Raw genomic sequence first — 23,108 nt, 5'->3', positions numbered from 1 at the left:
TCCGCAGGGAACCGTCCGCGACGGTCCCTGCCCGGCCAAGGATCCTCGTCCCCGGCCGCCCGAACGACATCCACCCGGCCCGTCGGCCGGGGACGTTTGACCCTTCTTGTCCGGCCGGTCCATTCCGCACAGTGGCGCCATGACCACTCCCGCACGCCCGGCGCGGCGCCGGCTCGTGGCGGCCGGCGTGCTCGTGGCCGTGCTCCTCGGCCTCGCTGCTTGCGCGGCGCAAGCCAACGCCCTCGCCGCGCCCGCGGCCGGACCCGGCTTCTGGCTCGGGCTCTGGCACGGGTTCATCTGCCCGATCGCCTTTCTGATCTCGTTGTTCAACGATCATGTCGGCATCTACGCGGTGCACAACAGCGGCCGGATGTACGACTTCGGGTTCGTCGTCGGCGTGGTGATCGGGGCCGGGGTCTTCCACAGCCCGTTCTACGCGCGGCGCCGCGCCGGGAAAGGCGACTGACCGGATGTCGCGCAAAGCAAGTTCCGGACCGCCGCCGACTCCGCCCGCTCGCGAGCCCGAACAGCGCCGCGGCGGCGGGCTGATCGGCTTGCTGCTCGTCGCGGCCGTGGTGGTCACCGTGGTGCTCATCGGCGGCCCGGCATTGTGGACCTCGCCGGCCCCCGAGCTCACCTACACCGAACTTTTGTCCAAAGTGGACACCAACCAGGTCGCCGCGGTGACCATCGGCAGCGATGGCGCGGTGACCGGCACCTACCGCAACGGCAGTGCCTTCGCCAGCCAGCTGCCCACCGCGCTCGGCGACCCGCAGCTCACCACCAAACTGCGGGAGAAGAACGTCGCCGTCACCGGCGCGAAATCCAGCGGCGGCAGCTCGGTGCTCACCACGCTGCTGGGCTACCTGCCATTCCTGCTGATCTTGGGCCTGCTCTGGTGGGCGGGCCGGCGCGCCCAGCGCACCCTCGCCGGCGGAGCGGGCGGGCTCGGCGGCATCGGCGGGTTCGGCCGGTCGAAAGCCAAGATCATCGAGGCGCAGCGGCCGACCACGCGATTCTCCGACGTCGCCGGCTACGAGGGCGTGAAGCAGGAAATCGCCGAAGTGGTCGACTTCCTGCGCGATCCGTCGCGTTATGCCGCGGTCGGCGCGAAGGGACCGCGCGGGGTGCTCATGGTCGGGCCGCCGGGCACCGGCAAGACGCTGCTGGCCCGCGCGGTGGCGGGCGAGGCGAGCGTGCCGTTCCTGTCGATCACCGGATCGGCGTTCGTGGAGATGTTCGTCGGCGTCGGCGCGTCCCGGGTGCGCGATCTGTTCTCCGAAGCCCGAGACCGGGCGCCCTCGATCATTTTCATCGACGAGATCGACGCGGTGGGCAGCCGGCGCGGGCTCGGCGGCACCGGCGGGCACGAGGAACGCGAGCAGACGCTCAACCAGCTGCTGGCCGAAATGGACGGGTTCGACCAGAGCACCGGCACCGTCGTGCTCGCCGCCACCAACCGGCCGGAAACCCTCGACCCGGCGCTGCTGCGGCCCGGCCGGTTCGACCGGCAGGTCACCGTCCCGCTGCCGAACCAGGCCGAGCGGGCGGCGATCCTCGCCGTGCACATCAACGGCAAGCGCCTGGACCCGGACGTGGACCTGACAGTGGTCGCCCGCGGCACCCCCGGCTTTTCCGGTGCCGACCTGGCCAATCTGGTCAACGAAGCGGCGATCAACACGGTGCGCGGCAACCGCACCGTGCTCACCGCGGCCGACCTCGCGGCGGCCCGAGACCGCGTCCTGCTCGGCCGTCGCGACGCCTCCAACGCACTGCTGCCCGAGGAACGCCGCTCGGTCGCCGTGCACGAGGCGGGGCACGCGCTCGTCGCGGCGCTGTGCGAGCACGCCGACCCGGTGGAGAAGGTGACGATCCTGCCCGCGGGCATGGCACTGGGCGCGACCGAGCAGCTGCCGGAGGTCGAGCGGCGGCTTTATCCGGAGAGCTACCTCTCCGACCTGCTCGCGGTGCGGCTCGGCGGGCGGGCAGCGGAACTGGTGGTGCTCGGCGAGGCGTCCACCGGCGCGGCCGACGATCTGGCGGGTGCCACCGCGGTCGCCACGAAGATGGTCACCGAATTCGGCCTCTCCCCCGCTCTCGGCCCGATCGGCTACAGCCGCGGCGGCGCGCCGACGGTCGCCGACGACCGTGGCGAACTCTATGGCCGTCCGTACTCGGAGCAGACGCAACGCGTCGTGGACCAGGAGATAGCACGGCTGGTCCGCGAGGCGGAGGTCCGCGCGGTCGCTCTCTTAGAGCAGCACCGGTCCGCGCTCGACCGGCTCGCCGCGCGGTTGAAGGACGAAGAGACTCTCGACGGCGCAGCGGTCCGCGCGGTCTTGGACGCTGCCCCGGCCGCGGCGGAAATAGCCGCCGGAACCCGGGACGCGGCGGCGCGCTGACACCGCTCCAGCCGCCAACGCCCGCGCGAGCCGCCCGCTGGACGCAGTCTCCCGCAGCCGACCCGTACCCACGGCCGGCCTCGCACAGCGAGAGAGCCGCGCACGCACCTCCTGAACCAGCGCCGCGACCCGCCTGGTTCGCCAGGGAGCCTCGGCCGGACGCCGGCCGTCGCGCCACCGCAGCCAGCACGGTGGCCAAAGTCACCTTTCCGCCCGGAAAAGCGCCCGCGAGCAGGGGCCGCCGGGCACTCCGGCCCAGGCAGTGCGGCCCTCGTCGCCGGGTGCGCCGAAGCGAAAGCTGAGACGCAACGAAAGCGAGGCCACCATGAGCATCCAAGACCTCCCCGGCGCCCGGCCCGCACCCGCGGCCACCGCGCCCGCCGGTTCCCGCCGCAACCGCCGCGACCGGCTCGCGCTGCGTCCGAGGGACTGGGTCGACGCCCGGTACGCGGATCTCGCCGACCTCCGGCTGGCGATCGCGCTGTCCGACGAGGACGCCCGCGAGGAGCACGACCTCGACCCGTTCGACCGGATCACCTGCCGGGCTCACCGCCGGTGGCTGCACCACTGCGTCTCGTCGCCGCATCACGTCGTGCCGGTCAGCGGCCACCGCTGGTGCCGTCCGTGCGGGCGCCCGCTCGACGTCGCCGTCGACGAGCTCGCCGGCGACGTCCGGTTCACGTGCCCCAAATGCGGGACCACCCCGGTCACTCGCGCCGCCCGCCAGTTGACCCGAGCCTGCCGCGCGAGCATCGCCGCGGCGCACGACCGGCCGGCCGACGACGAGCGGTGCGCGTAACGCAACGCCGCCGAATGGAGACAGATATGGGTGGCGTCCCCATCGGCCTGGTACCTGCCCCGCGACGCGCCGCCCGGCGCGCGCACCTTCAGCATGACTCCGACGGAGGCCGACGATGCGCGAACGGCAAGTTCTAGCTCAGGAACCGGGCCTGCTCCAGGCCTTCGTGGACTTGGCCGACACGCTCGCCGACGGCTACGCCGCGGCCGACCTGCTCCGCCGGCTCGCCGGATACTGCGTCACGCTGCTGTCCGCCGGCGCGGCGGGCCTCCTCCTCGCTGACCGGGACGGCAAGGTCCAGGTGATCGCGGCGACCGGTGACACCGCCCCGTTGTTCGACGCCCTCCGGGACGTAGCGGGGCACTGCGTCGACACCGTTCGCACCGGCCAGCCAGTCCACGTGCCAGATCTCGCCGCGATCTCGGCCCGGAGCCCGGAGTTCGTCTCCCAGGCGCTGGAGGCGGGCTACCACGCCGCGCACGCTCTTCCGCTGCGGCTGCGCGACAACGTCGTCGGCTCCCTCGTCCTGCTCAGTGCCGAGCCGCTGCCCGAGACCGAAGTCGCCGCCGCCCGCGCACTCGCTGATGTCGCGACCATCGGCATCCTCCAGGAGAGCGCGGTCCGCCGCGGCAAGCAGCTCTCCGGGCAGCTGCAGCACGCGCTCGACAGCCGGGTGGTCATCGAGCAAGCGAAAGGAGTGCTCGCCCACGCGGGCGGCATCCCGGTCGACACCGCGTTCGAACGGTTGCGCGCGTACAGCCGCCGCCACAACCTCCGGCTCACCGCCGTAGCGGAAGAGCTCGCGCACGCCGCACTGCCGCCGGGTCAGGTGCTGCGGGATTCGCCGCGCTGATTTTTTCACTCGCACCGGCGACGATCGCGTCGGCTGGTGACCGGAAGTCGGCCGCAGGCCAGAGAAATCCTTTACCAGGCCGTCAGAAACCGGTCCGGGCCACCTGAACGGCCGCATTGGCAACCTGCGGGTGCCCCCCTACAGTGGGGTTTTCCGTACGGAGATCGGCAAGCCGAACCGTGCCGGACTACGCAGACGCCGCTGCCGCCCCAGCCCCCGGTGCTCTGACTCTGCGACACCGAACCGGTCCAGCCCTACCCGGAGATGCGATGTCGCCACCCATTTTCCCGACCGCCGCCCAAACCTGCCGCCGCCGCCGGTGCGAACACTGCGGGCAGCCGATCCCGCACGGGCAGCTGCAGGCCGCTTTGGTGCCGGACTCGTCCGCAGTGGACTTCGCCGAACCGGCCCGGCACGGACAGCGCCTGGTCTATGCCTGCGGCGACGAGCACATGACCGAAATCGTCCGCGAAGCCCGGACCGGCTGGGTCGACGAGCAATGGTGGTTCGAGCTGCTCAGCCAGGCCAGCCGGCACCCGTCCCTTCAGGACGCACCGCTCAGCCGGATCGCGCGCAACGCACGGCTCACGCCGCAGCAGCTCGCCGCCGCGCTCGCCTGGAACAACGGCCGCCCGGCTCCGCGCACCCGGCTTCCCGGCGGACAAGACCTCGAGGCAATCCCGTCGCCGCGGAATTCCGGCCGGCCCGTGCGGCGGCCGCGATGACGATCAGCGCCGCCGGATCCGGAGATTCCTTGCCAGGCCGGGCCGCCGTCCGGTCGATCGTCCACTGGAGAAAACCCAATGGCGGCACCGGAATCGCCGAACCGTCCACGGTGGCCGCAGCGGTGACTTTCGACCCTTCCGGCAATCCGGCCCGCGGCCGAGTCTGGATCCGGACGGCCGGGCGCGGTCGGGGAGCCCGGCCGTCCGACCCGCGACCACCGCCTGGCGGCGCCCGCAGAAACGAGAGCCGATGACAGTCCTGCCGATGAACACCGACCACGAATACCGTCTGCTCTGCGGAATGAGCGCCTACCTGGAGGCGGTGAGCACCGCGGCGGGGGTCGGCCCCGAATCGTGCACGCTCGACCTCGACCGGCCGATGTCGGCCTACATCGCCCTCGACGGCGAGCTGCCCGCCCACCCCGGCCGGGATACCGCGCTCGTCTGGGACGAACGGCACGGCTGGTCGTTCACCATCGAAACGCATTCCGGCGAGGACCTCCTCGTGGTGGCCTATCTTGGCGAGCTGGTCCCCTCGCCGGGCCGGGTGCGCGCGTTCGTCCGCGCGAACCGTGCCCGCACCACCCGCACCCGGCCGCCGGAACCGCCCGACTTGTCCAGCGACCGCCTCGACCTGATCTCCCGCCTGCACGGCTACTGGACCCCGCAGTCGCTGCTCGGCCGGTAAGAAGTGGCGCGGCCGGCGCTCGCGCCTGGGCTGCGGCAATTCCGGGGCTACCCCCGGCGTGCGCTGCGCGGAGACCTGCTGGCCGGACTCACCGTAGCGGCGTACCTGATCCCCCAGGTGATGGCCTACGCGACCGTTGCCGGACTGCCGCCGGCCGCCGGGCTGTGGGCGGCGCTCGGCCCGCTCGCGCTCTATCCGCTGCTGGGTTCGTCCCGGCAACTTTCGGTCGGACCAGAGTCGAGCACCGCGCTGATGACAGCCGTGTCGCTCGGTCCGCTCGCGGCCGGCAACCCGCAGCGGTACGCGGCCTTGGCCGCGGTGCTCGCGGTACTGGTCGGCGCGCTGGGCTTGCTGGGCAGGCTGTTCCGGCTCGGGTTCTTCGCCGACCTGCTGTCCAAGCCAGTGCTGACCGGGTATCTGAGCGGCATCGCCGTGCTGATGATCGCCGGCGAGCTGGGCGCGGTGACCGGCACCCCAGTGTCCGGAACCGGCGTGCTGCCCGAGATCGCCTCGTTCCTGCGGGTCGCTCACCTCGCGCACGGTCCGACGCTCGCCATCGCCGGCGGGGTGCTGCTGCTGCTCCTGGTACTGGCCCGGGTAGCGCCGAAAGTGCCCGGCCCGCTGCTCGCGGTCCTGCTCGCGACCGGGGTCGTCTCCTGGTTCTCCCTCCAGCGGTACGGCATCCAAGTCGTCGGGCCGATCCCGCAGGGGCTGCCGACGCCGGGGCTCTCTGCGGTGTCCGGCACTGACCTCACGACGCTCGCGCTGCCTGCCGCGGGCATTCTGCTGGTCGGCTTCTCGGATACCGCGGTGACCGCGCGCGCGTTCGCGAGCCGCAAGGGAGAAGCGATCGACGCGAACCAGGAACTCGCCGCACTCGGCGCGATCAACGTCGCAGCCGGTCTGCTGCACGGATTCCCAGTCAGCTGCAGCGCCAGCCGCACCGTGCTCGGCGAAGCGGTGGGCAGCCGCACCCAGCTGTACTCGGTCGTCGCGCTCGCCGGACTCGTCCTGGTCCTGCTGGTGGCCGGGCCGCTGCTGGCCGGGTTCCCCGCCGCCGCGCTCGGCGCGCTGGTCGTCTATGCGGCGTTCCGGCTGGTCGACGTCGCCGAGTTCCGCCGCATCGCCCGGTTCCGCCGCAGCGAGTTCGTGCTCGCGGTGCTCACCACCGCCTCCGTCGTCGGGTTCGGCGTGCTCTACGGCGTCCTGGCCGCGGTCGCGTTGTCCGTGCTCGACCTGCTGCGCAAGCTCGCCCGGCCGCACGACGGCATTCTCGGCTACGTGCCGGGCCTGGCCGGCATGCACGACATCGACGACTACCCGGACGCCCGGCCGGTTCCCGGTCTGGTCGTCTACCGCTATGACGCGCCGCTCTGTTTCGCCAACGCCGAGAACTTCCGCACCCGGGCGCTGGGCTCGCTCGACTTGTCAGCCGAATGGTTCCTGCTCAACGCCGAGGCGAACGTCGAAATCGACGTCTCCGGCGCCGACGCGCTCGACCAGCTGCGAGCCGAGCTGTGCCGGCGCGGGATCGTCTTCGCGATGGCCCGGGTCAAACAGGACCTGCGCGACCAGCTCGCGGCAGGCGGGCTCGTCGACCGGATCGGCACGGATCGGATCTTCCCGACGCTGCCGTCCGCGGTCGCGGCCTACGAGCAGTGGTACGCGGCCCGGCACGGCCGTCCGCCGCAATGAGCCGCAGTGCCGCCGGAGAAGGACAAAGTCCCTGCTCTTGCGACGTTCTCCCACTCCACAGAGAGACCGGGCCGAGACACCGTGAACGAGTGCGCCTCCCGTTTGCCGGCCGTTTCCGATGACACCGTTCCTGGCGGCCGCGACCGGTTTCGGCGCAGCCGCTGCGGCCGCCGCGCTCGACGGGACCGCGACGATTCTGGAATCCCGGGCGGCACACGCGACCCGGCATCGGGCGCGCCGGTACTCGATCTGGCTGTCAGTGGACTTGCTCGGCTGGGCGACGGCGGTTGTCGCACTGCGCTTCCTGCCGGTATTCGCGGTGCAAGCGGTACTGGCCACCCAGATCGCTTTCGCCGCCGTGTCGGCTCGGCGCAGCCTGACCGCACGCGACTTGACGGCGGTCGGAGGCACCGCGGCCGGTCTCGGCCTGGTGGCCGCGAGCGCGACGACGAGAACCGGCCCGGCCGCACCGGAACCGGTCGTCGTAGCCGTGCTGGGCGGTCTCGCGGTCCTCCTGGCCGTCGTCGCGTTGTCCGCGAAGCGCGAGGGCCCGGTGCCCCATGCGTTGCTGGCGGGTCTCGCTTACGGCGGATCACGCGTCGCTTTGCGCGCCGTGCTGCAGACTCCGGTCCTGGTGATGGCCGATCTCGTCCGGATGCCGCTGGTGTATCTGGCGCTCGCGTTCACTGTGCTGGGCATCGCGATGTACGCGACGTCGCTGCGCCAGACCGTCCCCGCCGTGCCGAGCGCGGTCACCACGATGACCGGGGTGGTGTTCCCCGGCGCGCTCGCGATCCTCCTGCTGGGCGACCGGGTCCGGCCCGGCTGGTGGTGGCTCACCGGGTTCGGCGTGCTCCTGGCCGGTGCCGGAGTCTTCGCACTGGTACGCGGGGAAGCCGGCCGGCCAAGCCGGGTGTGATCCGGCTGCCACATCGCGCGGCGGCACCCCCTTCGCGGGCCGAGGGACACCACCGCTTCGCGCAGCCGAAGTTCGGTGCTGCTCGGAAATCAGCGCCGCAGCCGCACCGATTTGTGCGTCACGCCTTCGATGTCGTCCACGACGGTCTCGAGCAGCCGGTGCGCCAGCGCGCTCAACGCGCGGGCCGCCGCCAGTTCGTCGCCGATCTCCGGGACGTTCGCGTCCGCCGGGTTCCGCCGTGCGGTGCCGTCGCCGGACAGTTCGCCGGTTCCGGTGTGCAGGCGGGCGATGGCGTGCGTGCGGCCGTCCTCCTCGGTGAGGAAAACGTCCACCTGCCAGTGTCCGGTGTGCATCAGATGCCTCCTTGGCCGATTCGGTTCATTCCGTCGGGTACTTGGCGAGGATGTCCCGCAGCGAGGACACGAACCGCAGCGATTCGGTGCGGTCTCGTTGCCAGACGTTGCGGCCGAAGATCAAGCCGGTCGCCCCGGCTTCCATCGCGGTGCGCGCCTTGTCGAGCATCGCTTCGTCGCTCGCTTTGCCGCCCCCGGAGACCAGCAGCAGGGTCCGGCCCGCCGAGTGCACGACCGCGTCCATCGCTTCCTGCACGGAGAACTGCCGGGCGTAGGCGAGCGGAACCCCTTCGGTTTTCTCCGGGTGCGGGTAGTTCACCTTGACCACGTCCGCGCCGAGCTCCGCGGCGGTGCGGGCGGCGTAGTCGACGGCGTAGAACGAATCGGCGCCGCCTTTCGCGACGATCGCCTGCCCGCGCGGATAGGCCCAGACGATCAGCGGCATCCCGAGTCGCTCGGCATCCGCCCGCACCTTCCGGTACTGGGCGAAATCCGCTTCCTGGGCGGGAGATCCGACGTACAGTGTGTAGCCGACCGCGTCCGCGCCGAGCCGCACGGCGTCCTCGACGGAGGCGTGTACCGGGGAAAGCGCCTCCGCATCGGACGGGATGTCGGTCTTGCCGTTGAGTTTCAGCACCAGCGGCAGCTCGCCCGCGTAGTCCCAGTAGAACTTCTCCGCCAGGCCGATCTGGATCGCGATCCCGTTGAAGCCGCCTTCCAGCGCGAGCCGGACGATGTAGCGGGGATCGGCGGCGTCCGGGTTCGCGAAGAAGTCCCGCGGGCCGTGTTCCAGGCCCTGGTCGTACGGGAGGAACAGCGCGGTGCCGTTGCGCAGGCCGTGTTCGCGCAGGATCCGGTGCAGCCGGGCTTTCTTCCCGGTGCCGAGCCCGAGCGCGCCGAGGCCGGGTCGAGGGTGCATGGTCGCCTCCGTGCTCGCGGCGGTCAGGTGAAGATGATCTGGCCGCCGTCCGCTTTCTCGTAGAACTCGCCGACGGTGATGATGTCCTGCACTTGCTCGATCAGGTCGTCCTTGTCCAGGCCGAACAGATCGACCGACGCCTTGCAGGCGTACAGCCCGGCCCCGGTGTCGGAGATCATTTCCACGAATTCCGGAATGGGCGGGATATCAAGTTTGTCCATCTTCCGTTCGAGGTACTGCGTCATCACCGACGACACCCCGGGCAAGCCGCCCGCCCAGGTGGCCAGGTGCAGGCCAGGGTTGCCGACGGTGGCGAGCTTGATGTGCTCGTGCCGGGCTCGGTGGACCGCGTCCAGGCCGAAAAAGGTGAAGAACAGGTCAGCGTCGATGCCTTCGGCGCGCGCCCCGTTGGCCATGATCAGCCCCGGATAGATCGCCTCCAGCGAACCCTTCGAAATGACGATGGAAATCTTCTCGATCACGACGTTCCCCTCTCAGATGCAGCCGCGCGGCTTGGGGATCCCGGCGATCTTCGCGGCGAGTTTCGCCGGACCTTTCGGGAACAGCCGGTACAGGTCCTTGATCGACACGCCGGAGGTGCGGCCGAGTGCCCGCACGGTCGGGCCGGTGCCCTTCTCCGCGTACTCGCGGCGCATGAACTCGATGACCCGCCAGTGGTCGTCGCTCAACGTGTCGATACCGGATTCGCGGGCGATCTCCGGCGCCATCTGCTCGGTCCAGCGGTCGGGTTCGGTGAAGAACCCTTCGTCGGTGACCGGCACGTCGGTGCCGGCGTAGGTCGCGGTGGGCATCTGTGTCCTTTCGGGTCAGTGCTCTGCCGGCACGGGAAATTCCTTGCCGGAGCGGGGCATCGAATCGGGGATTCCGGGGATTTCCCTGCCCGGCAACAGGCTGTGCCAGTACAGCCAGGAGAACATCAGCTTGCCGAGGTGGTTCAGCCGCGACTCGCGCAGCAGCGGCAGCCCGGCCGCCGCCGGGAAGTGCCCGGGCAGCGGTTCGGTGTCGTAGTTGAAGTCGATGAGCATCGCCTTGTGGAAACCGCTTTCGATGAAGCAGTTGGTGTGGCCGTCGAAACCCGGGTCCAGCGGGCGGCCCTCGAGGTACCGGGCGACGTTGCGCGCCAGCACCGCGCCTTCGAAATGGGTGACCGAACCGGCTTTGGACGTCGGGACGCCCGCCGCGTCGCCGATCGCGAAGACGTTCGGGAACGCGGTGGACTGCAGGGTGTGCGGATCGACCGGGACGAAGCCGAACTCGTCGCCGAGCCCGGGCGATCGGTCCACATAGGACGCGCCGCTGTGCATCGGCACCACGACCGCGAGGTCGAACGGGATCTCGCGGTCGTCGTAGGACACCAGCCGCCGCCCCGGACCGTCCACCTGGCCGGTGTTGAACTCCGTCACGAGCTCGATGTCCTTCTCCGCCAGCAGCCCGGCGAGCGTCTTCGCCGCGACCGGTTTGGTGAAGGCGGCGTCGAGCGGGGTGGCGTAGGTGATCGCCACCTGGTCCCGTATCCCCTTCTCCCGGAAGTACCAGTCGGCCAGGAAACAGAATTCGAGCGGCGCGACCGGGCATTTGATCGGCAGGTCGACCACGTTCACCACGAGCCGGCCGCCGGAGAAGCCGTCGAGCGCGGCCGAAAGCGCCATCGCGCCGTCGTAGTCGTAGAAGGTGTGCACCGTTTCGCGCCAGCCCGGGCCGGTGAGCCCCTCGGTCTCCTCCGGCACGAGCCGCGCGCCACTGGCGATCACCAGCGCGTCGTAGCCGAGCATCGTGCCGTCCTCGAGCCGGACCTGCGCGGCGTCGGCGTCGACGTGGTCGACCGCGCTGCGGTGGTACTCGATCCCCTTGCGCAGCTGCCGCGGCCGGGACCGGACGAGGTCTTCCGGCTCGGCCAGGCCGAACGGGACGAACAGCAGGCCGGGCTGGTACAGGTGGTCGTCGTCCCGGTCCACGACCGTGATCCGGACCCGCTCGCCCAGACCGCGCTGAAGCCGGTTCGCGGCCAACGTGCCGCCTGTTCCGCCGCCGAGTATCACGATGTGTTTGGTCACCGATTCAGTTTCGGAGCGCCGCGCGGGCCCGCTTAGGGTCTTCGGTCACTCACGATGACGACCAAGGATGCGGGCTGCCGCCGCACGACAGCACGCAGTGATGGCCAGGGGCCCCGGCGCGCCCTGCCGGTAGGGTGACCGGGGTGCCGATCGGGACGCTGGCCGGGCGAGCGGTGGTCTTGTTCGCCGCCACCAACATCGACGACCTGGTCGTCCTCGCGCTCCTGTTCGCGTCCGGAACCCGTGCTCGCACCGTCGTTTTCGGCCAGTATCTGGGTTTCGCGGCGATCCTCGCCGTCGCCACCGCGATCGCGTCCGGCGCGGCAGCCCTGCCCGCCGGGCTGTTGCCGTGGCTCGGACTGATTCCGGTCGCTCTCGGAATCCGGGCGGCGGCGCAAACCTGGCGCCGTCGAGGCGATTCCGGCGATTCCGCGCGGGCCCCGCGGGTGCTCACCGCGCCGGGCATCGCGGCGGTGACCATCGCCAACGGCGGCGACAACATCGGTGCTTACGTACCCGTCTTCGCCAACGCCGGCGTCGGCGCGACGACTGGCTACCTGGCCCTGTTCCTTGTCCTGGTTGCCGGTTGGCTCGTCGCCGGACGGCTGCTCACGCTCCACCCCGCGGTCTCCGCGACGCTCTCGCGCTGGGGCCACGTCGTGGTCCCGGCCGCGTTGATCGGAGTCGGCGTGCTGGTCCTGCTCCGGATCTGAGCCCGGTCAGAACCCGGCGAGGAAGAGCGCGCCGGCCGCGAGCAGGCCGAGTTCGACGAGCAGCACGAACCCGCGTTCGCTGATCCGGCCCACGACCTTCTTGCCGGCCCAGGCGCCGAGCAGGGTCGCCGGGGTGAGCGCGGCGCCGAGAAGCAGGACCTGCCGGGTGAGCAGGTCACCGGCTCCATAGGCGGCGATCTTCGCGAAATGCATCGTCAACGCACTGGCGGCCTCGGTGCCGATGTAGGCGCCGCGGGTCAAGCCGAGAGCGAGGAAGAACGGGGCGGTGAGCGGGCCGACCGAACCGAGCAGGGCGGAGCCGAGGCCGGAGGCGGCGCCGACCGCCGCGAAGGACGGCTCGGCGGGCGGGCGCGGCGGACGCCGCAGCCGGCGCCAGACCACGACGCCGATCAGGAAGACCCCCAGCACGCGCTTGAGCGGGGACAGCGGAGCGTGCGCGAGGAGGAGACCGCCGGCGACCGCGCACGGGACCGCGCCGAGCGCGAACCAGCCGATCAGCCGCCAGCGCAGTTCCCGGCGATTGAACCAGACCCGGGAGCCGTTCGACGAAAGCTGCGCCAGGGTGAGCACCGGGACCGCGACGCGCAGCCCGAACAGCACGGTGAAGACGGGCAGCAGCAAGACGCCGCCGCCGAACCCGGCGACCGCGGACAGCAGCGCGAGCAAGAACGCGGCCAGCGCGGCGGCCAGCAGCGTCAACAGCAGATCGACCGACACGCCGCCCAGCATGGCAACGCAGGGCCGCGAGCCGGCCGACGGGACCGCGAATCGCCTGCCGGGTCGCGGCGCCAGGCAAAGAAACACACCGGCCGCTCACCGGCAGACCGCTCCCCCGCCGCACGAAGGTGCGCATGGAACACACCGGGCTGCCAGGAGTGTGTCTCGGTCGGCTGGGCGCGCACGGATGTCCGTGAAGGGCCCGTGGGGGGAATCTGAGTCCCTCAAGGGGCCCTTCACGGACGAGTCCGCCCGGGGTGAGCAGCGCCTGCTGGCGGAGCGGAGGTCGTTCTGGCTCAGCGCTCGCCGCGCGGTGCGGGGGTCTGGCTGAACTGCCCGGTCCACGACGCCTGCGCGCCGGAATCGCCGATCCGGTAGACGTCGTAGACAGCAGCGCCGGCAGCCAGGACGGCGAGTACCGCGATGACCGTGGTGACCATCGTCTTCTGCGGTGCCAGGTAGGTCTTGCGCCGGGTCGCGGTGGCCACCCCGCCGCCGCTCTCTTCCGCCGGTTCCGGCTTGGTCACGACCGCGGTTTCGCGATGGCGCCACCACACCACGAGCGCGAGCACGGCAACCGGGATCGCCACGTAGATCGCGGTGTCCCCGAGATCGGTGTGGGACTTGAGCGACGGCGTCGAAGCCACGCGCCGCTCCAGCCATTCGCCCGCGTCGGTGGTGATCGGGACCAGGACGACCACGAGCACCGCCAGCACCGCGTTGGGCGCGGCCAGCTTCGCCCGCGCCGCCGGCCACAGCGCGCTCAGCACCAGCAGCAACGCGCTCAACGGCAACAGCACGACTATCGCGTGCACGAGCAGGATGTGGGCCGGCAGGCCATTGATGGTCGTCATGGTGTCCTTAAGCTTGTCTCGTTTGGTGCGGTTGGCAGGGCGGACTCGTCCGTGAAGGGCCCCTTGAGGGAATCTGAGTCCCTGAAGGGGCCTTTCACGGACAGCCGTGCGCGATCTCGGAACCCCAGCCGACTGAGACACGCTCTTAAGCGGGACAGGGGTCCGAAGTCGGTGCTCACTGTGGCGCGCACAGGTGAACACGGTGTGTCACGCCGGTGAGAATAAGGCAAGAATCCGGCCTTGTCCCGCCGACGCCCAGGTTCTCGGTAAGAGGCGGGTAAGAATGTACGGTCGGCCCGACTTTCGACGGGTCCGCGCTCCGGTCCGGCACCGGTATACCTGGTCGCGCCGATTCCCGCGGACGCTTTCCCGGGAACCGGCGATCCGATTCCCCTGGTTCACCGCGGGCATTTCCGTGCGCCCGCCGCCCGTTCGGAGGAGAATATGCGCCGCTTCGAACTCGCCCGCGAGCACGCCGTCGGGCTCTACCGGATCGTCATCGGGTTTCTCTTCGCCTGCCACGGCGTCAAAAGCGTATTCGGCCTGCTCGGAGCCCACGCGGCGATCCCAGTCGGTCAGTGGCCAGGCTGGTGGGCGGCGGCCATTCAGCTGGTCTGCGGCGTGCTCGTGGCGGTAGGCGCGCTGACCCGGACGGCCGCGATTCTGGGGTCCGGATCGATGGCGTACGCGTATTTCACCGTGCATGCCGGAAACAGTTTGTGGCCGATCGAGAATGGCGGCGAAGCGTCCGCGATGTTCTGCTGGGCGTTGCTGCTCGTCGCGTTCGTCGGCCCGGGCAAGCTGGCGCTCGACCGGCTCTGGGCACGCCGGCCGGCCGGCCGCGAATCGGTGTCGGCCTGACCCTCACCGGCGGCGGGCGACCAGGCTGAGCGCCAGCGTCGGGCAGGCGGCGACCGCCTGCCGCGCGTCCGACAACACCGAGCCGGGCACCGCGCCGTCGACGAGGATCGGATAGCCCCATTCGTCGAGGTTGATCATCTCCGGCAGCAGCTCGGCGCAGATTCCATGCGCGCGGCAGGTGATCGGGTTGACGCGCAGGTGCCGTTCCGTCATCGCTTCACGCCCAATCTCCGCCTCGGCGGTCCCAGCCGGGCAAGGGCAACGCGGGCTGCGCCGCCCACGCGCACGGCCGCCCGGCAAGGTGCGCGCGCAGGTCGGTGCCGAAGCACCGCAGGGCGCTGGCGGCCAGCCGGACCGCGCCGTCCGGATGCGCGCAGGCTCCCCGGCCGGGGATGATCGAAAGCCGGTACCGGAGCCGTTGTTCTGCCTGCTGGGCGGCTCGCCCGCCCAGCACCAGCGCGGTGAAGTCGTCGGCGATGGCCGGGAGGCCGAACATGCACGGCCCGCATTGCCGGGCCGATTCGCCGGCCAGGTAGCGGAGCACCCGGGCGGTCTCGGCGAGGCCGCACGCCCGGGCGGGCAGGACAGTCAACGACGCGACGCCCAGCGTGGCTCCGGCGTCCCGAAGGTCCTCATGCGACAGTCGCGTGCGGACAGCGGACTGCACGGGAAGCCAAGTGCCGCCGTAACCGCCGAAGAGAACGGCTTGCGGCGGTTCGTCCGGACCGCCTGCCCGGTCCAGCACTTCGGCGACCGGGGTGCCCAGCGCGACCTCGTACACCCCGGGACGCGCGACGCGGCCGCCGAGCGTGACCAGGGTGCTGCCCGGGGACTCCGCGGTGCCGCATCCGCGGAACCATTCGGAGCCGTACCGGGCGATCAGCGCGAGATGGGCGAGCGTCTCGACGTTGTCGATCAGCGTGGGACGGCCGTTGACCCCGCGCTCGAACGGCCGCGGCGGCTTCGCGGTCGGCCGGGCGTCGCCGTTGTCGAGAAAGTTGACGAGCGCGGATTCCTCGCTCGCCACGTAGCGCCCGGGCACCTGCACCAGCCGGATCGGGATCTCGCCGCTGGGCCGCTCGGCCACTGCTGCCGCGACCGTCCCGGCGATCGGATCGTCGCGGTGCACGCAGAGGATGACTTCGGTCGCGTCGATCGCGGTCGCGGCCAGTACCGCGCCGTCGAGAACCAGGTGCGGCGCGACAGTCAGCAGGGCGTGGTCCTTGCTGCTGACCGGCTCGCCCTCACAGCCGTTGGCCACCACGACCGGACGGCGCCCTTTGGCGACGGCGCGCAGCTTGCGGCCGGTGGGAAAGCCCGCGCCGCCGCGCCCGCGCAGGCCCGAAGCGTCCACGGCGGCGAGCAGGCGGGCGCGGCCGTTCCGGTCGGCGTAGAACTCGACCGGGGCCGGGCCGTACCTGGCTTGGTGTTCGGCGAAACCGGCGGCTCGCCGGGATTCCAGCCAGCCTTCGAGCAGCCGCCGGGAGCCGGCCGGAGGAAGGCCGGTCCGGTGGTGGCGCGCGGTCGTCATCACATGCCTCCCAGGGTGCCGCGGCGCGCCTCGGTGTCGGGATGCCGCACCGACGCACGCCAGATCACCGCCGCCGCGGCGGCCACCACGCACCCGATCAGCAGCACCCGGACCCAGGTCAGCCGGGAATCGGCGCCGCCGATCTCGAAGCCGTGCACGACGGCCAGCGGCCAGCACAGGTAGCTCGTCCAGTGGATCGCTTTCCAGACGCGGGCGCTGATCCGCGGCCGCAGCAGGCTGGAGAAGAGCACCGCCAGCAGCAGGTCGAAGGAAATCGCGCCGAGGCCCAGCGAAATCGGGTAGTACGAGGAAACGAACGGGACCACCGCGCTGATCCACTGGATGCCGGCGTAGGTGTCGATGATCGACGTGGCGATGTGCACGGCCAGGAAGCCGAGCGTGACCAGGGAAAGATTGCGGTGGAAGGCTGCGATCGCGAACCGCGGCCAGCGCGGCGAGGCGAGCCGGGCGCTGGTGATCGCGCCGAGCACCACCACGGCGGTGAACAGCACCAGCGCCGCCAGTCCGGTCGCGCGGCTCACGTACCAGAGGGCGTTCATGCGACGCTCTCCTCCGGCCACCCGGCGACCTGCGTGACGCGCCCGTCCAAGGCCACCAGCCGCGAGGGAAGTCCTTGCCGGGCAAGCCATTCCGGTGCCCGTTCGGCGAGCACGATCGCGGCGGTGCTGGCGGTGTTCGCGTCGGCGCAGCTGGCGGCGGCGACGGAGACGGTGCGCCAGCACGCGGCCGGAAGGTCGCCGGTGCGCGGGTCGACGATGTGGTGCACGGTCCGCCCGGCGCGGCGCCAGGTCCGGCATACGGTGCTGGAGCTGGCCAAGCCGCCGCTGCGCAGGGACAGCACCGGATCGCGCTCCGGGTCGGCGGTGGCGTGGTCGTCGCCGACCACGACCTGCCAGCCGGCCGCCGGGGCCGGGCCGGCGACCGCGAGATCGCCGCCGAGCCCGACCAGCACCCCGCAGCCCAGTTCGCGTGCGATCGCGGCACTGGCCCGGTCGGCCGCCCACGCCTTCGCGGTGGCGCCCAGGTCCAGCCGCACGCCGCGCGGCACGACGACCTCGCACCGGACGCGGTCCAGGGTGATCCGCCACCATCCGGGTGCTTCGCCGCCCGTCCGGGCGGGGGCGGCGAGGTCCCGGTCCAGTGCGGCGTAATCCCGGTCATAGCCCAGGTCGAGGACGGCCTGGCCGACGGTCGGATCGACCAGGCCGTCGGTCAGTTCGGCCGCACGGAGCGCGACCTGCAGCGCCTCGGCCAGCAGCGGGCTGATCCGGACCGCGGCACCGGCCCGGCGGTGCAGTCCGGCGATTTCCGAGTCGTCGCGGAACCGGCTGCACGCCTGGTCGACGGCCTGGAGTTCGGCACGAAGCAGTTCCTCGGCGGCGGGCAGCCCGGCCGGGTCGGAGACGACGAGTTCGGCGGTGGTGCCCAGAGCGGGGAACCGGGTGCTCGCCAGTGTGGGCGCCGTCACGATCCGCCCGACTTCGCCTGCACCTGGCTCCGGTGACTGACGACCGGCGGCTGCGCGGGCGGGGCGATGACCCGCGGAGCCGGGGCAGCGGAAGACGTCGAGGGCGCGACCGGCGTGGAGGAAGCCGTCGGCGCGGCCGGGGCCGGGGGCGCGGAAGAGGCCGGTGCAGGGGGCGTGACCTGCGGTTTCGCGGCAGGCGCCGGCGTGCTGGGAGCGGTGGTCTCGGCACTCGCCTGCTGGGCGAGCGTCACGCCGAAAGCCGCGGCCAGTGCCGCGCCGCCCAGGCCGGCGGTCCAGGTCGCCACCGTGATGCGGCGGCGGCCTCGGGCGCGGGTCCGGATGCGCTGCCGGTGATTCACGCGGATCTCCTTCTGGTCGGGGTGCTGCCAGTCTCGGCGCCAGTCCTGGGGAAAATCTGGGAGTGCCGTTCAGGTGCCGGGAACAGCCCGAACGGGCACGATGGCGGAATGGACAGTGCGCATCCCGGCGCCGGCCGGGTTCTGCTGGTCGAGGACAACGCCGATCTCGTCGCGCTCCTCACCGACCTGCTGACCGAGGAGGGCTACGAGGTCGAGACGGCCGCCGACGGGCACCGCGGCCTGCACCTCGGCCTGGTGCGCGAGTACGACGTGCTGGTACTGGACCGGGGCCTGCCCGCCCTCGACGGGCTCGACGTCCTGGCCCGGCTGCGCGGACAGGGCGTCACCACGCCGGTGCTGGTGCTGTCCGCGCTGGGCAACCCCGCCGACCGGGTGGCCGGGCTCGACGCGGGCGCCGAGGACTATCTGCCCAAACCGTTCGACGTCGACGAACTGCTGGCCCGGCTGCGCGCGCTGCGGCGCCGGCACCTGGACGCCGCCCGGGTGCTGCCGGTCGGCCCGCTGCGGCTGAACCTGGACACCCGGCAGGTCGAGCCGGGCCCGGACGGCGAGCCGGTCCGGCTGTCCGAGCGGGAATGCGCCCTGCTGGCCACCCTCGCCGGACGGCCGTCGCGCGTGTTCACCCGGCGCGACCTGCTCGGTTTGGCTTTCCCGGAAGCCGACAGCGAGGCGATCGTCGACACCTACGTCTCGTATCTGCGGCGGAAGCTCGGCCGTGCGGTGATCGCGACCGTGCACGGGCGCGGGTACCAGCTGGGCACTCCGTGAGCCGCCCGCCCGCGTCCACCGAGGCCCTCCTGCTGCGCCGCGCCGCGTGGCGGCTGGGGCTGCAGATCGGGCTGTCCGTCGCGGCGATCGTCGTGCTGCTGTCCGGGCTGGCGGTGTTCATGGTGCTGCGCAGCCAGCAGAGCGCCGGCACCGCGCTGCTGCAGCAGGCCGCGTCGCAGGCCGACGACGTGCAGGACCCGCCCGCCGGGGTTTGGCTGTCGATCCAGGGCCCGCGCGGACTGAGCACCACCACCGGAGCCCCCGCGATCCTGCCGGATCGGGCCGCGCTGGCCACGGTCGCGCAGACCGGCGTCGCGCGGACCGACGAGGTCCACGGCAACGGCGCGACCTACCAGCTGTACACCGCGCAGCGAAACACGGAAACCGTGCAGGCGGCAATGGACTTGCGCAGCAACAACGACGAACGCGAACGGCTGCTCGCCGCGATGCTCGTCAGCGGCGGGCTCGGGCTGGTGCTCGCGGTCGGCCTCGGCGTGTGGCTCGGTCGGCGCGCGGTCGCTCCCCTGGCCACCGCGTTGGGGATGCAACGGCGGTTCGTCGCCGACGCCAGTCACGAACTCCGTACCCCGCTGACGCTGCTGTCCACCCGTGCGCAGGTGCTGCGGCGGCACCTGCAGCGAGGCGCCCCCGCCGAACGGCTCACCGCCGAGGTCGACGGAGTCGTCGCCGACGCCGGGAACCTCACCGACATCCTCGAAGACCTGCTGCTCGCCGCGGACGTCCGCGCGGACGGCCTGACCGCGACGATCGACCTAGTGGAACTCGCCGCGCACGCTGCCGCGGCGGGCACCCCGGCCGCGGCCGAACGCGGGGTGCTCCTGAAAGCCCGTCCGACGACGCCGAAACTGCTGGTGCGCGGCACCCGCGGCGGGCTGCTCCGCGCGGTCACCGCGCTGGTGGACAACGCGGTCGCGCACGCCCAGTCCTCGGTGACGATCACTACCAGGCAGGACGGCGGCAGCGGGGTCGTCGAGGTCGCCGACGACGGCGCCGGCATCGACCCGGCGGTGCTGCCCGGCCTGTTCGAGCGGTTCTCCTCTACCCGGCGCGAAACCGCGTCGCCGCGCCGCCACTACGGGATCGGGCTCGCGCTGGTCAGCGAGATCGCCGGCCGGCACGGCGGACATGTCACCGCCGGCACCGCACCCGGCGGCGGCGCGCTGCTGACCCTGACGCTGCCGCTGGCCGCCCGCGGTTCCCAGGAAATTCCCAGCCGGACGGCCGATCCTGGACAGTGACCGGCGATCGGAGGCGAGGCGGATGGACCAGCGCCAGCGAATCCAGGCTCGTGCGCGGGCCCGGGAAACGGTCAGCCGGGCCACGCGCTGGGGCGTCGCGGCCGGTATCGGGACAGCCGCCGCGTGCGGGCTGGCGCTCGGCGCCGGCGCGCTGACCGCGACCGCCAGCCCGGCCGGGGCCGCCAAGCCGGCTCCGCAAAGTCAGGTACCGGCCGACAACACCGGCAACACCGGACTGCAGCCGCCTCAGCAGGCCCCCGCGATCGGCGATTCGGGCGGCGGCTACTTCTCGTCGTCCGGCGGTTCCTGAACACCGCCCTCGGCCCTTGCCGCTGCCCCGGCACCACGCTTTCGACCGGGCCGCGCCACTCCACGACGCTCTCTTCCTCGGATACGGGATCAAGATCACGCCCGGATGCACTACTTGAGGCATGCCTAAGTTAGGTTAGGATAACCTCCCCCGAGAACGAGAGATGGGACTGGCATGCCGTTACCTCCGGAGTTCGACCTGGCAGGGGTTGGTTTCGGGCCCTCGAACCTCGCGCTGGCCATCGCCGTGGCGGAGCACAACGCGACCGCGGCGGAACCGCTCACCGCGCACTTCCTCGAAAGGCAGCGGTCGTTCGGCTGGCACCGCGGAATGCTGCTCGAGGACGCGACCATGCAGGTCTCGTTCCTGAAGGACCTGGCGACCATGCGGAACCCGGTCAGCGGCTTCGGCTTCCTGCCCTATCTGCACGAGCGCGGCAGGCTGGTCGACTTCATCAACCACAAGACGTTCTTCCCGCTGCGCACCGAGTTCCACGACTATCTCGAATGGGCCGCGGCGAAGGTCGACGACCAGGTCAGCTATCACCGCGAAGTCGTTTCGGTGCGCGAAAGCGACGGCTGTTTCGAGGTGCGCACCAGCGACGGCGACGTCTGCCGCGCGCGAAACCTGGTGCTGGGCACCGGATTGCGGCCGAATCTTCCGGACGGCGCGGTGCCGAGCGACCGGGCCTGGCACAACACCGAGCTGCTGCACCGCGTCGACACCGTCGGAAAACCGGATCGGTGTGTCGTCGTCGGCGCCGGGCAAAGCGCCGCCGAGACGACGGCGTTCCTGCACGACCGGTTCCCCGAGGCGGAAATCTGCTCGGTGTTCGCGCGCTACGGCTACCGCCCGTCCGACGACAGCGCGTTCGCGAACCGCATCTTCGACCCGTCCGGCGTCGACGCCTTTTACTCCGCCCCGGAAGACGTCAAGCAGCGGTTGATGAACTACCACGGCAACACGAACTACTCCGCGGTGGACATCGACCTCATCGACGACCTTTACCGCCGCAGGTACCGCGAGAACGTCCAGGGCCGCGAACGGCTGCGGATCTTCCCGGCTTCCCGGCTCGCCGACGTCGTCGAGGACGAAGCCGTCCGAGTCACCGTGGAATCGTTGACCACCGGAGAAAAAACGGTGCTCGAAGCCGATCTGCTCGTCTACGCGACCGGGTACCGGCCCGCCGATCCGAGCAGCCTGCTCGGCGACCTCGACGGCCGCTGCCGCCGCGACGAACACGGCCGGCTGCGCGTCGAACGGGATTACCGGCTCGTCGCCCCGGACCTGCCGGGCGCGATCTACCTCCAGGGCGGGACGGAGCATACGCACGGGATCACGTCGTCGCTGCTGTCCAACACCGCGGTGCGGGCAGGCGAGATCCTCGCCTCGGTGCTCGGCCGGCTGGACGCGGCTGACTGGTCCTCGGAGTGCGCAGTGCGGGAATCGGCATGACGACTGGGCTTTCCCGCCGAGCAGACCCCGTGGCGCAGGCAGCTGCCCTCGCCAAGGCCGGCTTCGAGGACTACGTCCTGTATGAGAACGGCGAAACCTGGACCTTCGCCGGCGGCGCGCTCGCGACCGTCACGCTGGACGCCACGCACGTCCGCGTACGCGGGATCGCACATTCCGATACCGAGTGGTCCGGCTCGCCGGGCGCCGCGCTGCAGCGCGCACTCGACTCGCTCCCGTTGCCGGAATGGCGTGCCTACGGCGAAATCCGCTTCGGCTACGCCGAGGCGCTGGCGGGCTTCGGATCTCGGGGCGAGGCCGCGCCGTCCGAGCCCCTGGCCCGGCTGCTCATCCCGCGCACCGAGGTCCGGCTGACCGAGGACGACGTGCAGATCCGCGGCGAAGACTCCCGGCGGATCAGGGAAATCCTCGACTCCCCGGCAGTCCCGCCTGCCTCGCCCGCACGCCCGATCGAGGTCCGGCCCGACAACGAGCGGTACCGGGAACGCGTCGCGCAAGCGGTGCGGGAGATCCGGCAGGGCCGGTACCAGAAGGTCATCCTGTCGCGCCGCGTGCCGATCCCGTTTCCGGTTGACCTGGCCTCGACCTACGCGGCGGGCCGCCGCGCGAACACGCCGGCCCGGTCCTTTTTGCTGCGGCTCGGCGGGGCGGAAGCGGCCGGATTCAGCCCGGAGGTGGTCGTGACCGTGTCGGCTGAAGGTGCCGTCCTCACCCAGCCGCTCGCCGGCACCAGGGCGTTCGGCCGCGGCACCGAACTGGACGCGGCGGCGCGGCGAGAACTCGAGTCGGACCCGAAGGAGGTCTTCGAGCACGCCGTGTCCGTGCGGACGTCGCAAGCGGAACTGCGCCGCGTGTGCCGTCCGGAATCGGTGCGGGTCGGGGACTTCATGGGAGTCAAGGAACGCGGGAGCGTGCAGCACCTGGCGTCCACCGTGTGCGGGGACCTCGCCGAGGGTCGCACGCCGTGGGACGCGCTGGAGGCAGTGTTTCCCGCGGTGACCGCGTCCGGCATCCCGAAACGCCAGTCTCTCGAAGCGATCAGCCGGCTGGACGAGGAGCGCGGCCTCTATTCCGGCGCGGTGCTGACCGCCGCCCACGACGGCTCCCTCGACGCCGCGCTCGTGCTGCGGGCGATCTATCAGGAGAACGGGCGGGCGTGGCTGCGCGCCGGGGCCGGAATCGTCACGGACTCCACTCCGGAACGGGAACTGGAAGAGACCTGCGAGAAGCTCGGCAGCGTCGCTCCGCACGTGGTGCCAGCCTGACCGGTGGGCGGGCCTGGTCCGGTGAGGCCCGCCCCCCCA

At 71.6% G+C, this 23,108-nt stretch carries 27 protein-coding genes; 15 read left to right on the top strand and 12 right to left on the bottom strand.

The window, feature by feature from the left end; all coding sequences use genetic code 11:
- The first annotated feature begins 139 nt into the window (after positions 1–139).
- The 8 genes from AMYBE_RS0108090 (at position 140) to AMYBE_RS0108055 (ending at position 8,081) form a co-directional block, all read left to right on the top strand.
- Positions 140–466, top strand: a complete 327-nt coding sequence (locus AMYBE_RS0108090) for a hypothetical protein (RefSeq protein WP_051124651.1) — start codon at positions 140–142, stop codon at positions 464–466.
- A gap of 4 nt (positions 467–470) precedes the next feature.
- Complete coding sequence (gene ftsH / locus AMYBE_RS0108085) at positions 471–2,402, top strand: ATP-dependent zinc metalloprotease FtsH (protein WP_020658854.1); 1,932 nt, start codon at positions 471–473, stop codon at positions 2,400–2,402.
- A 325-nt stretch (positions 2,403–2,727) separates the two neighbouring features.
- Positions 2,728–3,201, top strand: coding sequence for a hypothetical protein (locus tag AMYBE_RS0108080; RefSeq protein ID WP_020658853.1), 474 nt, complete (start codon positions 2,728–2,730; stop codon positions 3,199–3,201).
- Positions 3,202–3,316: 115 nt separating this feature from the next.
- Positions 3,317–4,054, top strand: coding sequence for a GAF and ANTAR domain-containing protein (locus AMYBE_RS0108075; protein WP_020658852.1), 738 nt, complete (start codon positions 3,317–3,319; stop codon positions 4,052–4,054).
- Between the two features lie 269 nt (positions 4,055–4,323).
- Positions 4,324–4,779, top strand: a complete 456-nt coding sequence (locus AMYBE_RS0108070) for a hypothetical protein (RefSeq protein ID WP_020658851.1) — start codon at positions 4,324–4,326, stop codon at positions 4,777–4,779.
- A gap of 250 nt (positions 4,780–5,029) precedes the next feature.
- On the top strand, positions 5,030–5,467 hold the full coding sequence (locus AMYBE_RS0108065) for a DUF6292 family protein (RefSeq protein WP_020658850.1): 438 nt from the start codon (positions 5,030–5,032) through the stop codon (positions 5,465–5,467).
- A 3-nt stretch (positions 5,468–5,470) separates the two neighbouring features.
- Positions 5,471–7,162, top strand: a complete 1,692-nt coding sequence (locus tag AMYBE_RS0108060; protein ID WP_020658849.1) for a SulP family inorganic anion transporter — start codon at positions 5,471–5,473, stop codon at positions 7,160–7,162.
- 118 nt (positions 7,163–7,280) lie between these two features.
- Positions 7,281–8,081, top strand: a complete 801-nt coding sequence (locus AMYBE_RS0108055; RefSeq protein WP_020658848.1) for a hypothetical protein — start codon at positions 7,281–7,283, stop codon at positions 8,079–8,081.
- Positions 8,082–8,170: 89 nt separating this feature from the next.
- Here AMYBE_RS0108055 and AMYBE_RS0108050 read toward each other — a convergent pair whose 3' ends face one another.
- The 5 genes from AMYBE_RS0108050 to sqr are packed head-to-tail and all read right to left on the bottom strand — an operon-like array spanning position 8,171 to position 11,428.
- The gene (locus AMYBE_RS0108050; protein WP_020658847.1) at positions 8,171–8,434 is read right to left on the bottom strand and encodes a dsRBD fold-containing protein; all 264 of its coding nucleotides are present in this window, start codon (positions 8,432–8,434) and stop codon (positions 8,171–8,173) included.
- 25 nt (positions 8,435–8,459) lie between these two features.
- Positions 8,460–9,353, bottom strand: coding sequence for a class I fructose-bisphosphate aldolase (locus AMYBE_RS0108045; protein WP_020658846.1), 894 nt, complete (start codon positions 9,351–9,353; stop codon positions 8,460–8,462).
- A 23-nt stretch (positions 9,354–9,376) separates the two neighbouring features.
- On the bottom strand, positions 9,377–9,835 hold the full coding sequence (locus AMYBE_RS0108040) for a DsrE/DsrF/DrsH-like family protein (protein WP_020658845.1): 459 nt from the start codon (positions 9,833–9,835) through the stop codon (positions 9,377–9,379).
- A gap of 12 nt (positions 9,836–9,847) precedes the next feature.
- Positions 9,848–10,165, bottom strand: a complete 318-nt coding sequence (locus AMYBE_RS0108035) for a TusE/DsrC/DsvC family sulfur relay protein (protein WP_020658844.1) — start codon at positions 10,163–10,165, stop codon at positions 9,848–9,850.
- A 15-nt stretch (positions 10,166–10,180) separates the two neighbouring features.
- Positions 10,181–11,428, bottom strand: a complete 1,248-nt coding sequence (sqr, locus tag AMYBE_RS0108030; protein WP_020658843.1) for a type III sulfide quinone reductase, selenoprotein subtype — start codon at positions 11,426–11,428, stop codon at positions 10,181–10,183.
- A 134-nt stretch (positions 11,429–11,562) separates the two neighbouring features.
- On the opposite strand from sqr, the gene AMYBE_RS0108025 reads away from it, so the two are divergent.
- On the top strand, positions 11,563–12,141 hold the full coding sequence (locus AMYBE_RS0108025) for a cadmium resistance transporter (RefSeq protein WP_020658842.1): 579 nt from the start codon (positions 11,563–11,565) through the stop codon (positions 12,139–12,141).
- 6 nt (positions 12,142–12,147) lie between these two features.
- Here AMYBE_RS0108025 and AMYBE_RS0108020 read toward each other — a convergent pair whose 3' ends face one another.
- Complete coding sequence (locus AMYBE_RS0108020; RefSeq protein ID WP_211226805.1) at positions 12,148–12,879, bottom strand: sulfite exporter TauE/SafE family protein; 732 nt, start codon at positions 12,877–12,879, stop codon at positions 12,148–12,150.
- 296 nt (positions 12,880–13,175) lie between these two features.
- Positions 13,176–13,733, bottom strand: a complete 558-nt coding sequence (locus tag AMYBE_RS0108010; RefSeq protein ID WP_020658839.1) for a DUF2231 domain-containing protein — start codon at positions 13,731–13,733, stop codon at positions 13,176–13,178.
- A 444-nt stretch (positions 13,734–14,177) separates the two neighbouring features.
- On the opposite strand from AMYBE_RS0108010, the gene AMYBE_RS0108005 reads away from it, so the two are divergent.
- Complete coding sequence (locus AMYBE_RS0108005) at positions 14,178–14,594, top strand: DoxX family protein (RefSeq protein ID WP_020658838.1); 417 nt, start codon at positions 14,178–14,180, stop codon at positions 14,592–14,594.
- 3 nt (positions 14,595–14,597) lie between these two features.
- On the opposite strand, the gene AMYBE_RS0108000 is transcribed toward AMYBE_RS0108005, so the two are convergent.
- The 5 genes from AMYBE_RS0108000 to AMYBE_RS0107980 are packed head-to-tail and all read right to left on the bottom strand — an operon-like array spanning position 14,598 to position 17,973.
- Positions 14,598–14,807, bottom strand: a complete 210-nt coding sequence (locus AMYBE_RS0108000; protein WP_020658837.1) for a ferredoxin — start codon at positions 14,805–14,807, stop codon at positions 14,598–14,600.
- 4 nt (positions 14,808–14,811) lie between these two features.
- The gene (locus AMYBE_RS0107995) at positions 14,812–16,125 is read right to left on the bottom strand and encodes an NADH-ubiquinone oxidoreductase-F iron-sulfur binding region domain-containing protein (protein WP_020658836.1); all 1,314 of its coding nucleotides are present in this window, start codon (positions 16,123–16,125) and stop codon (positions 14,812–14,814) included.
- The gene (locus tag AMYBE_RS0107990) at positions 16,125–16,685 is read right to left on the bottom strand and encodes a ferric reductase-like transmembrane domain-containing protein (protein WP_020658835.1); all 561 of its coding nucleotides are present in this window, start codon (positions 16,683–16,685) and stop codon (positions 16,125–16,127) included. Before AMYBE_RS0107990 ends, AMYBE_RS0107995 begins: the two co-directional genes overlap by 1 nt.
- Complete coding sequence (locus AMYBE_RS0107985) at positions 16,682–17,614, bottom strand: FAD:protein FMN transferase (protein ID WP_020658834.1); 933 nt, start codon at positions 17,612–17,614, stop codon at positions 16,682–16,684. The genes AMYBE_RS0107990 and AMYBE_RS0107985 overlap by 4 nt, the downstream gene beginning before the upstream one ends.
- A complete protein-coding gene (locus tag AMYBE_RS0107980; RefSeq protein ID WP_020658833.1) occupies positions 17,611–17,973 on the bottom strand; it encodes a hypothetical protein in 363 nt (120 codons plus the stop codon). The genes AMYBE_RS0107985 and AMYBE_RS0107980 overlap by 4 nt, the downstream gene beginning before the upstream one ends.
- A gap of 108 nt (positions 17,974–18,081) precedes the next feature.
- Between AMYBE_RS0107980 and AMYBE_RS0107975 the strand changes: the two genes are divergently transcribed.
- From AMYBE_RS0107975 to AMYBE_RS0107955, 5 genes are all read left to right on the top strand, one after another.
- Positions 18,082–18,762 carry a response regulator transcription factor gene (locus AMYBE_RS0107975; RefSeq protein ID WP_020658832.1) on the top strand — a complete coding sequence of 227 codons (681 nt, stop codon included), beginning with the start codon at positions 18,082–18,084 and terminating at the stop codon, positions 18,760–18,762.
- On the top strand, positions 18,759–20,021 hold the full coding sequence (locus AMYBE_RS41040; RefSeq protein ID WP_020658831.1) for a sensor histidine kinase: 1,263 nt from the start codon (positions 18,759–18,761) through the stop codon (positions 20,019–20,021). The genes AMYBE_RS0107975 and AMYBE_RS41040 overlap by 4 nt, the downstream gene beginning before the upstream one ends.
- 22 nt (positions 20,022–20,043) lie before the next feature.
- Positions 20,044–20,331 carry a hypothetical protein gene (locus AMYBE_RS0107965; protein WP_020658830.1) on the top strand — a complete coding sequence of 96 codons (288 nt, stop codon included), beginning with the start codon at positions 20,044–20,046 and terminating at the stop codon, positions 20,329–20,331.
- Positions 20,332–20,505: 174 nt separating this feature from the next.
- Complete coding sequence (locus AMYBE_RS0107960) at positions 20,506–21,786, top strand: lysine N(6)-hydroxylase/L-ornithine N(5)-oxygenase family protein (RefSeq protein ID WP_020658829.1); 1,281 nt, start codon at positions 20,506–20,508, stop codon at positions 21,784–21,786.
- Positions 21,787–21,815: 29 nt separating this feature from the next.
- Complete coding sequence (locus AMYBE_RS0107955; protein WP_020658828.1) at positions 21,816–23,069, top strand: salicylate synthase; 1,254 nt, start codon at positions 21,816–21,818, stop codon at positions 23,067–23,069.
- Positions 23,070–23,108 lie beyond the last annotated feature (39 nt).

This window comes from Amycolatopsis benzoatilytica AK 16/65 (genome assembly GCF_000383915.1).
In the GTDB taxonomy this organism is placed as follows: Bacteria; Actinomycetota; Actinomycetes; order Mycobacteriales; family Pseudonocardiaceae; genus Amycolatopsis; species Amycolatopsis benzoatilytica.
This window is presented reverse-complemented; position numbering and strand designations above follow the sequence as displayed.

Coding starts and splice junctions, on each gene's coding strand:
- AMYBE_RS0108090 (WP_051124651.1), top strand. CDS start 140: ATGACCACTCCCGCACGCCCGGCGCGGCGCCGGCTCGTGGCGGCCGGC.
- ftsH (WP_020658854.1), top strand. CDS start 471: ATGTCGCGCAAAGCAAGTTCCGGACCGCCGCCGACTCCGCCCGCTCGC.
- AMYBE_RS0108080 (WP_020658853.1), top strand. CDS start 2,728: ATGAGCATCCAAGACCTCCCCGGCGCCCGGCCCGCACCCGCGGCCACC.
- AMYBE_RS0108075 (WP_020658852.1), top strand. CDS start 3,317: ATGCGCGAACGGCAAGTTCTAGCTCAGGAACCGGGCCTGCTCCAGGCC.
- AMYBE_RS0108070 (WP_020658851.1), top strand. CDS start 4,324: ATGTCGCCACCCATTTTCCCGACCGCCGCCCAAACCTGCCGCCGCCGC.
- AMYBE_RS0108065 (WP_020658850.1), top strand. CDS start 5,030: ATGACAGTCCTGCCGATGAACACCGACCACGAATACCGTCTGCTCTGC.
- AMYBE_RS0108055 (WP_020658848.1), top strand. CDS start 7,281: ATGACACCGTTCCTGGCGGCCGCGACCGGTTTCGGCGCAGCCGCTGCG.
- AMYBE_RS0108050 (WP_020658847.1), bottom strand. CDS start 8,434: ATGCACACCGGACACTGGCAGGTGGACGTTTTCCTCACCGAGGAGGAC.
- AMYBE_RS0108045 (WP_020658846.1), bottom strand. CDS start 9,353: ATGCACCCTCGACCCGGCCTCGGCGCGCTCGGGCTCGGCACCGGGAAG.
- AMYBE_RS0108035 (WP_020658844.1), bottom strand. CDS start 10,165: ATGCCCACCGCGACCTACGCCGGCACCGACGTGCCGGTCACCGACGAA.
- AMYBE_RS0108010 (WP_020658839.1), bottom strand. CDS start 13,733: ATGACGACCATCAATGGCCTGCCGGCCCACATCCTGCTCGTGCACGCG.
- AMYBE_RS0108005 (WP_020658838.1), top strand. CDS start 14,178: ATGCGCCGCTTCGAACTCGCCCGCGAGCACGCCGTCGGGCTCTACCGG.
- AMYBE_RS0108000 (WP_020658837.1), bottom strand. CDS start 14,807: ATGACGGAACGGCACCTGCGCGTCAACCCGATCACCTGCCGCGCGCAT.
- AMYBE_RS0107995 (WP_020658836.1), bottom strand. CDS start 16,125: ATGACGACCGCGCGCCACCACCGGACCGGCCTTCCTCCGGCCGGCTCC.
- AMYBE_RS0107990 (WP_020658835.1), bottom strand. CDS start 16,685: ATGAACGCCCTCTGGTACGTGAGCCGCGCGACCGGACTGGCGGCGCTG.
- AMYBE_RS0107975 (WP_020658832.1), top strand. CDS start 18,082: ATGGACAGTGCGCATCCCGGCGCCGGCCGGGTTCTGCTGGTCGAGGAC.
- AMYBE_RS0107965 (WP_020658830.1), top strand. CDS start 20,044: ATGGACCAGCGCCAGCGAATCCAGGCTCGTGCGCGGGCCCGGGAAACG.
- AMYBE_RS0107960 (WP_020658829.1), top strand. CDS start 20,506: ATGCCGTTACCTCCGGAGTTCGACCTGGCAGGGGTTGGTTTCGGGCCC.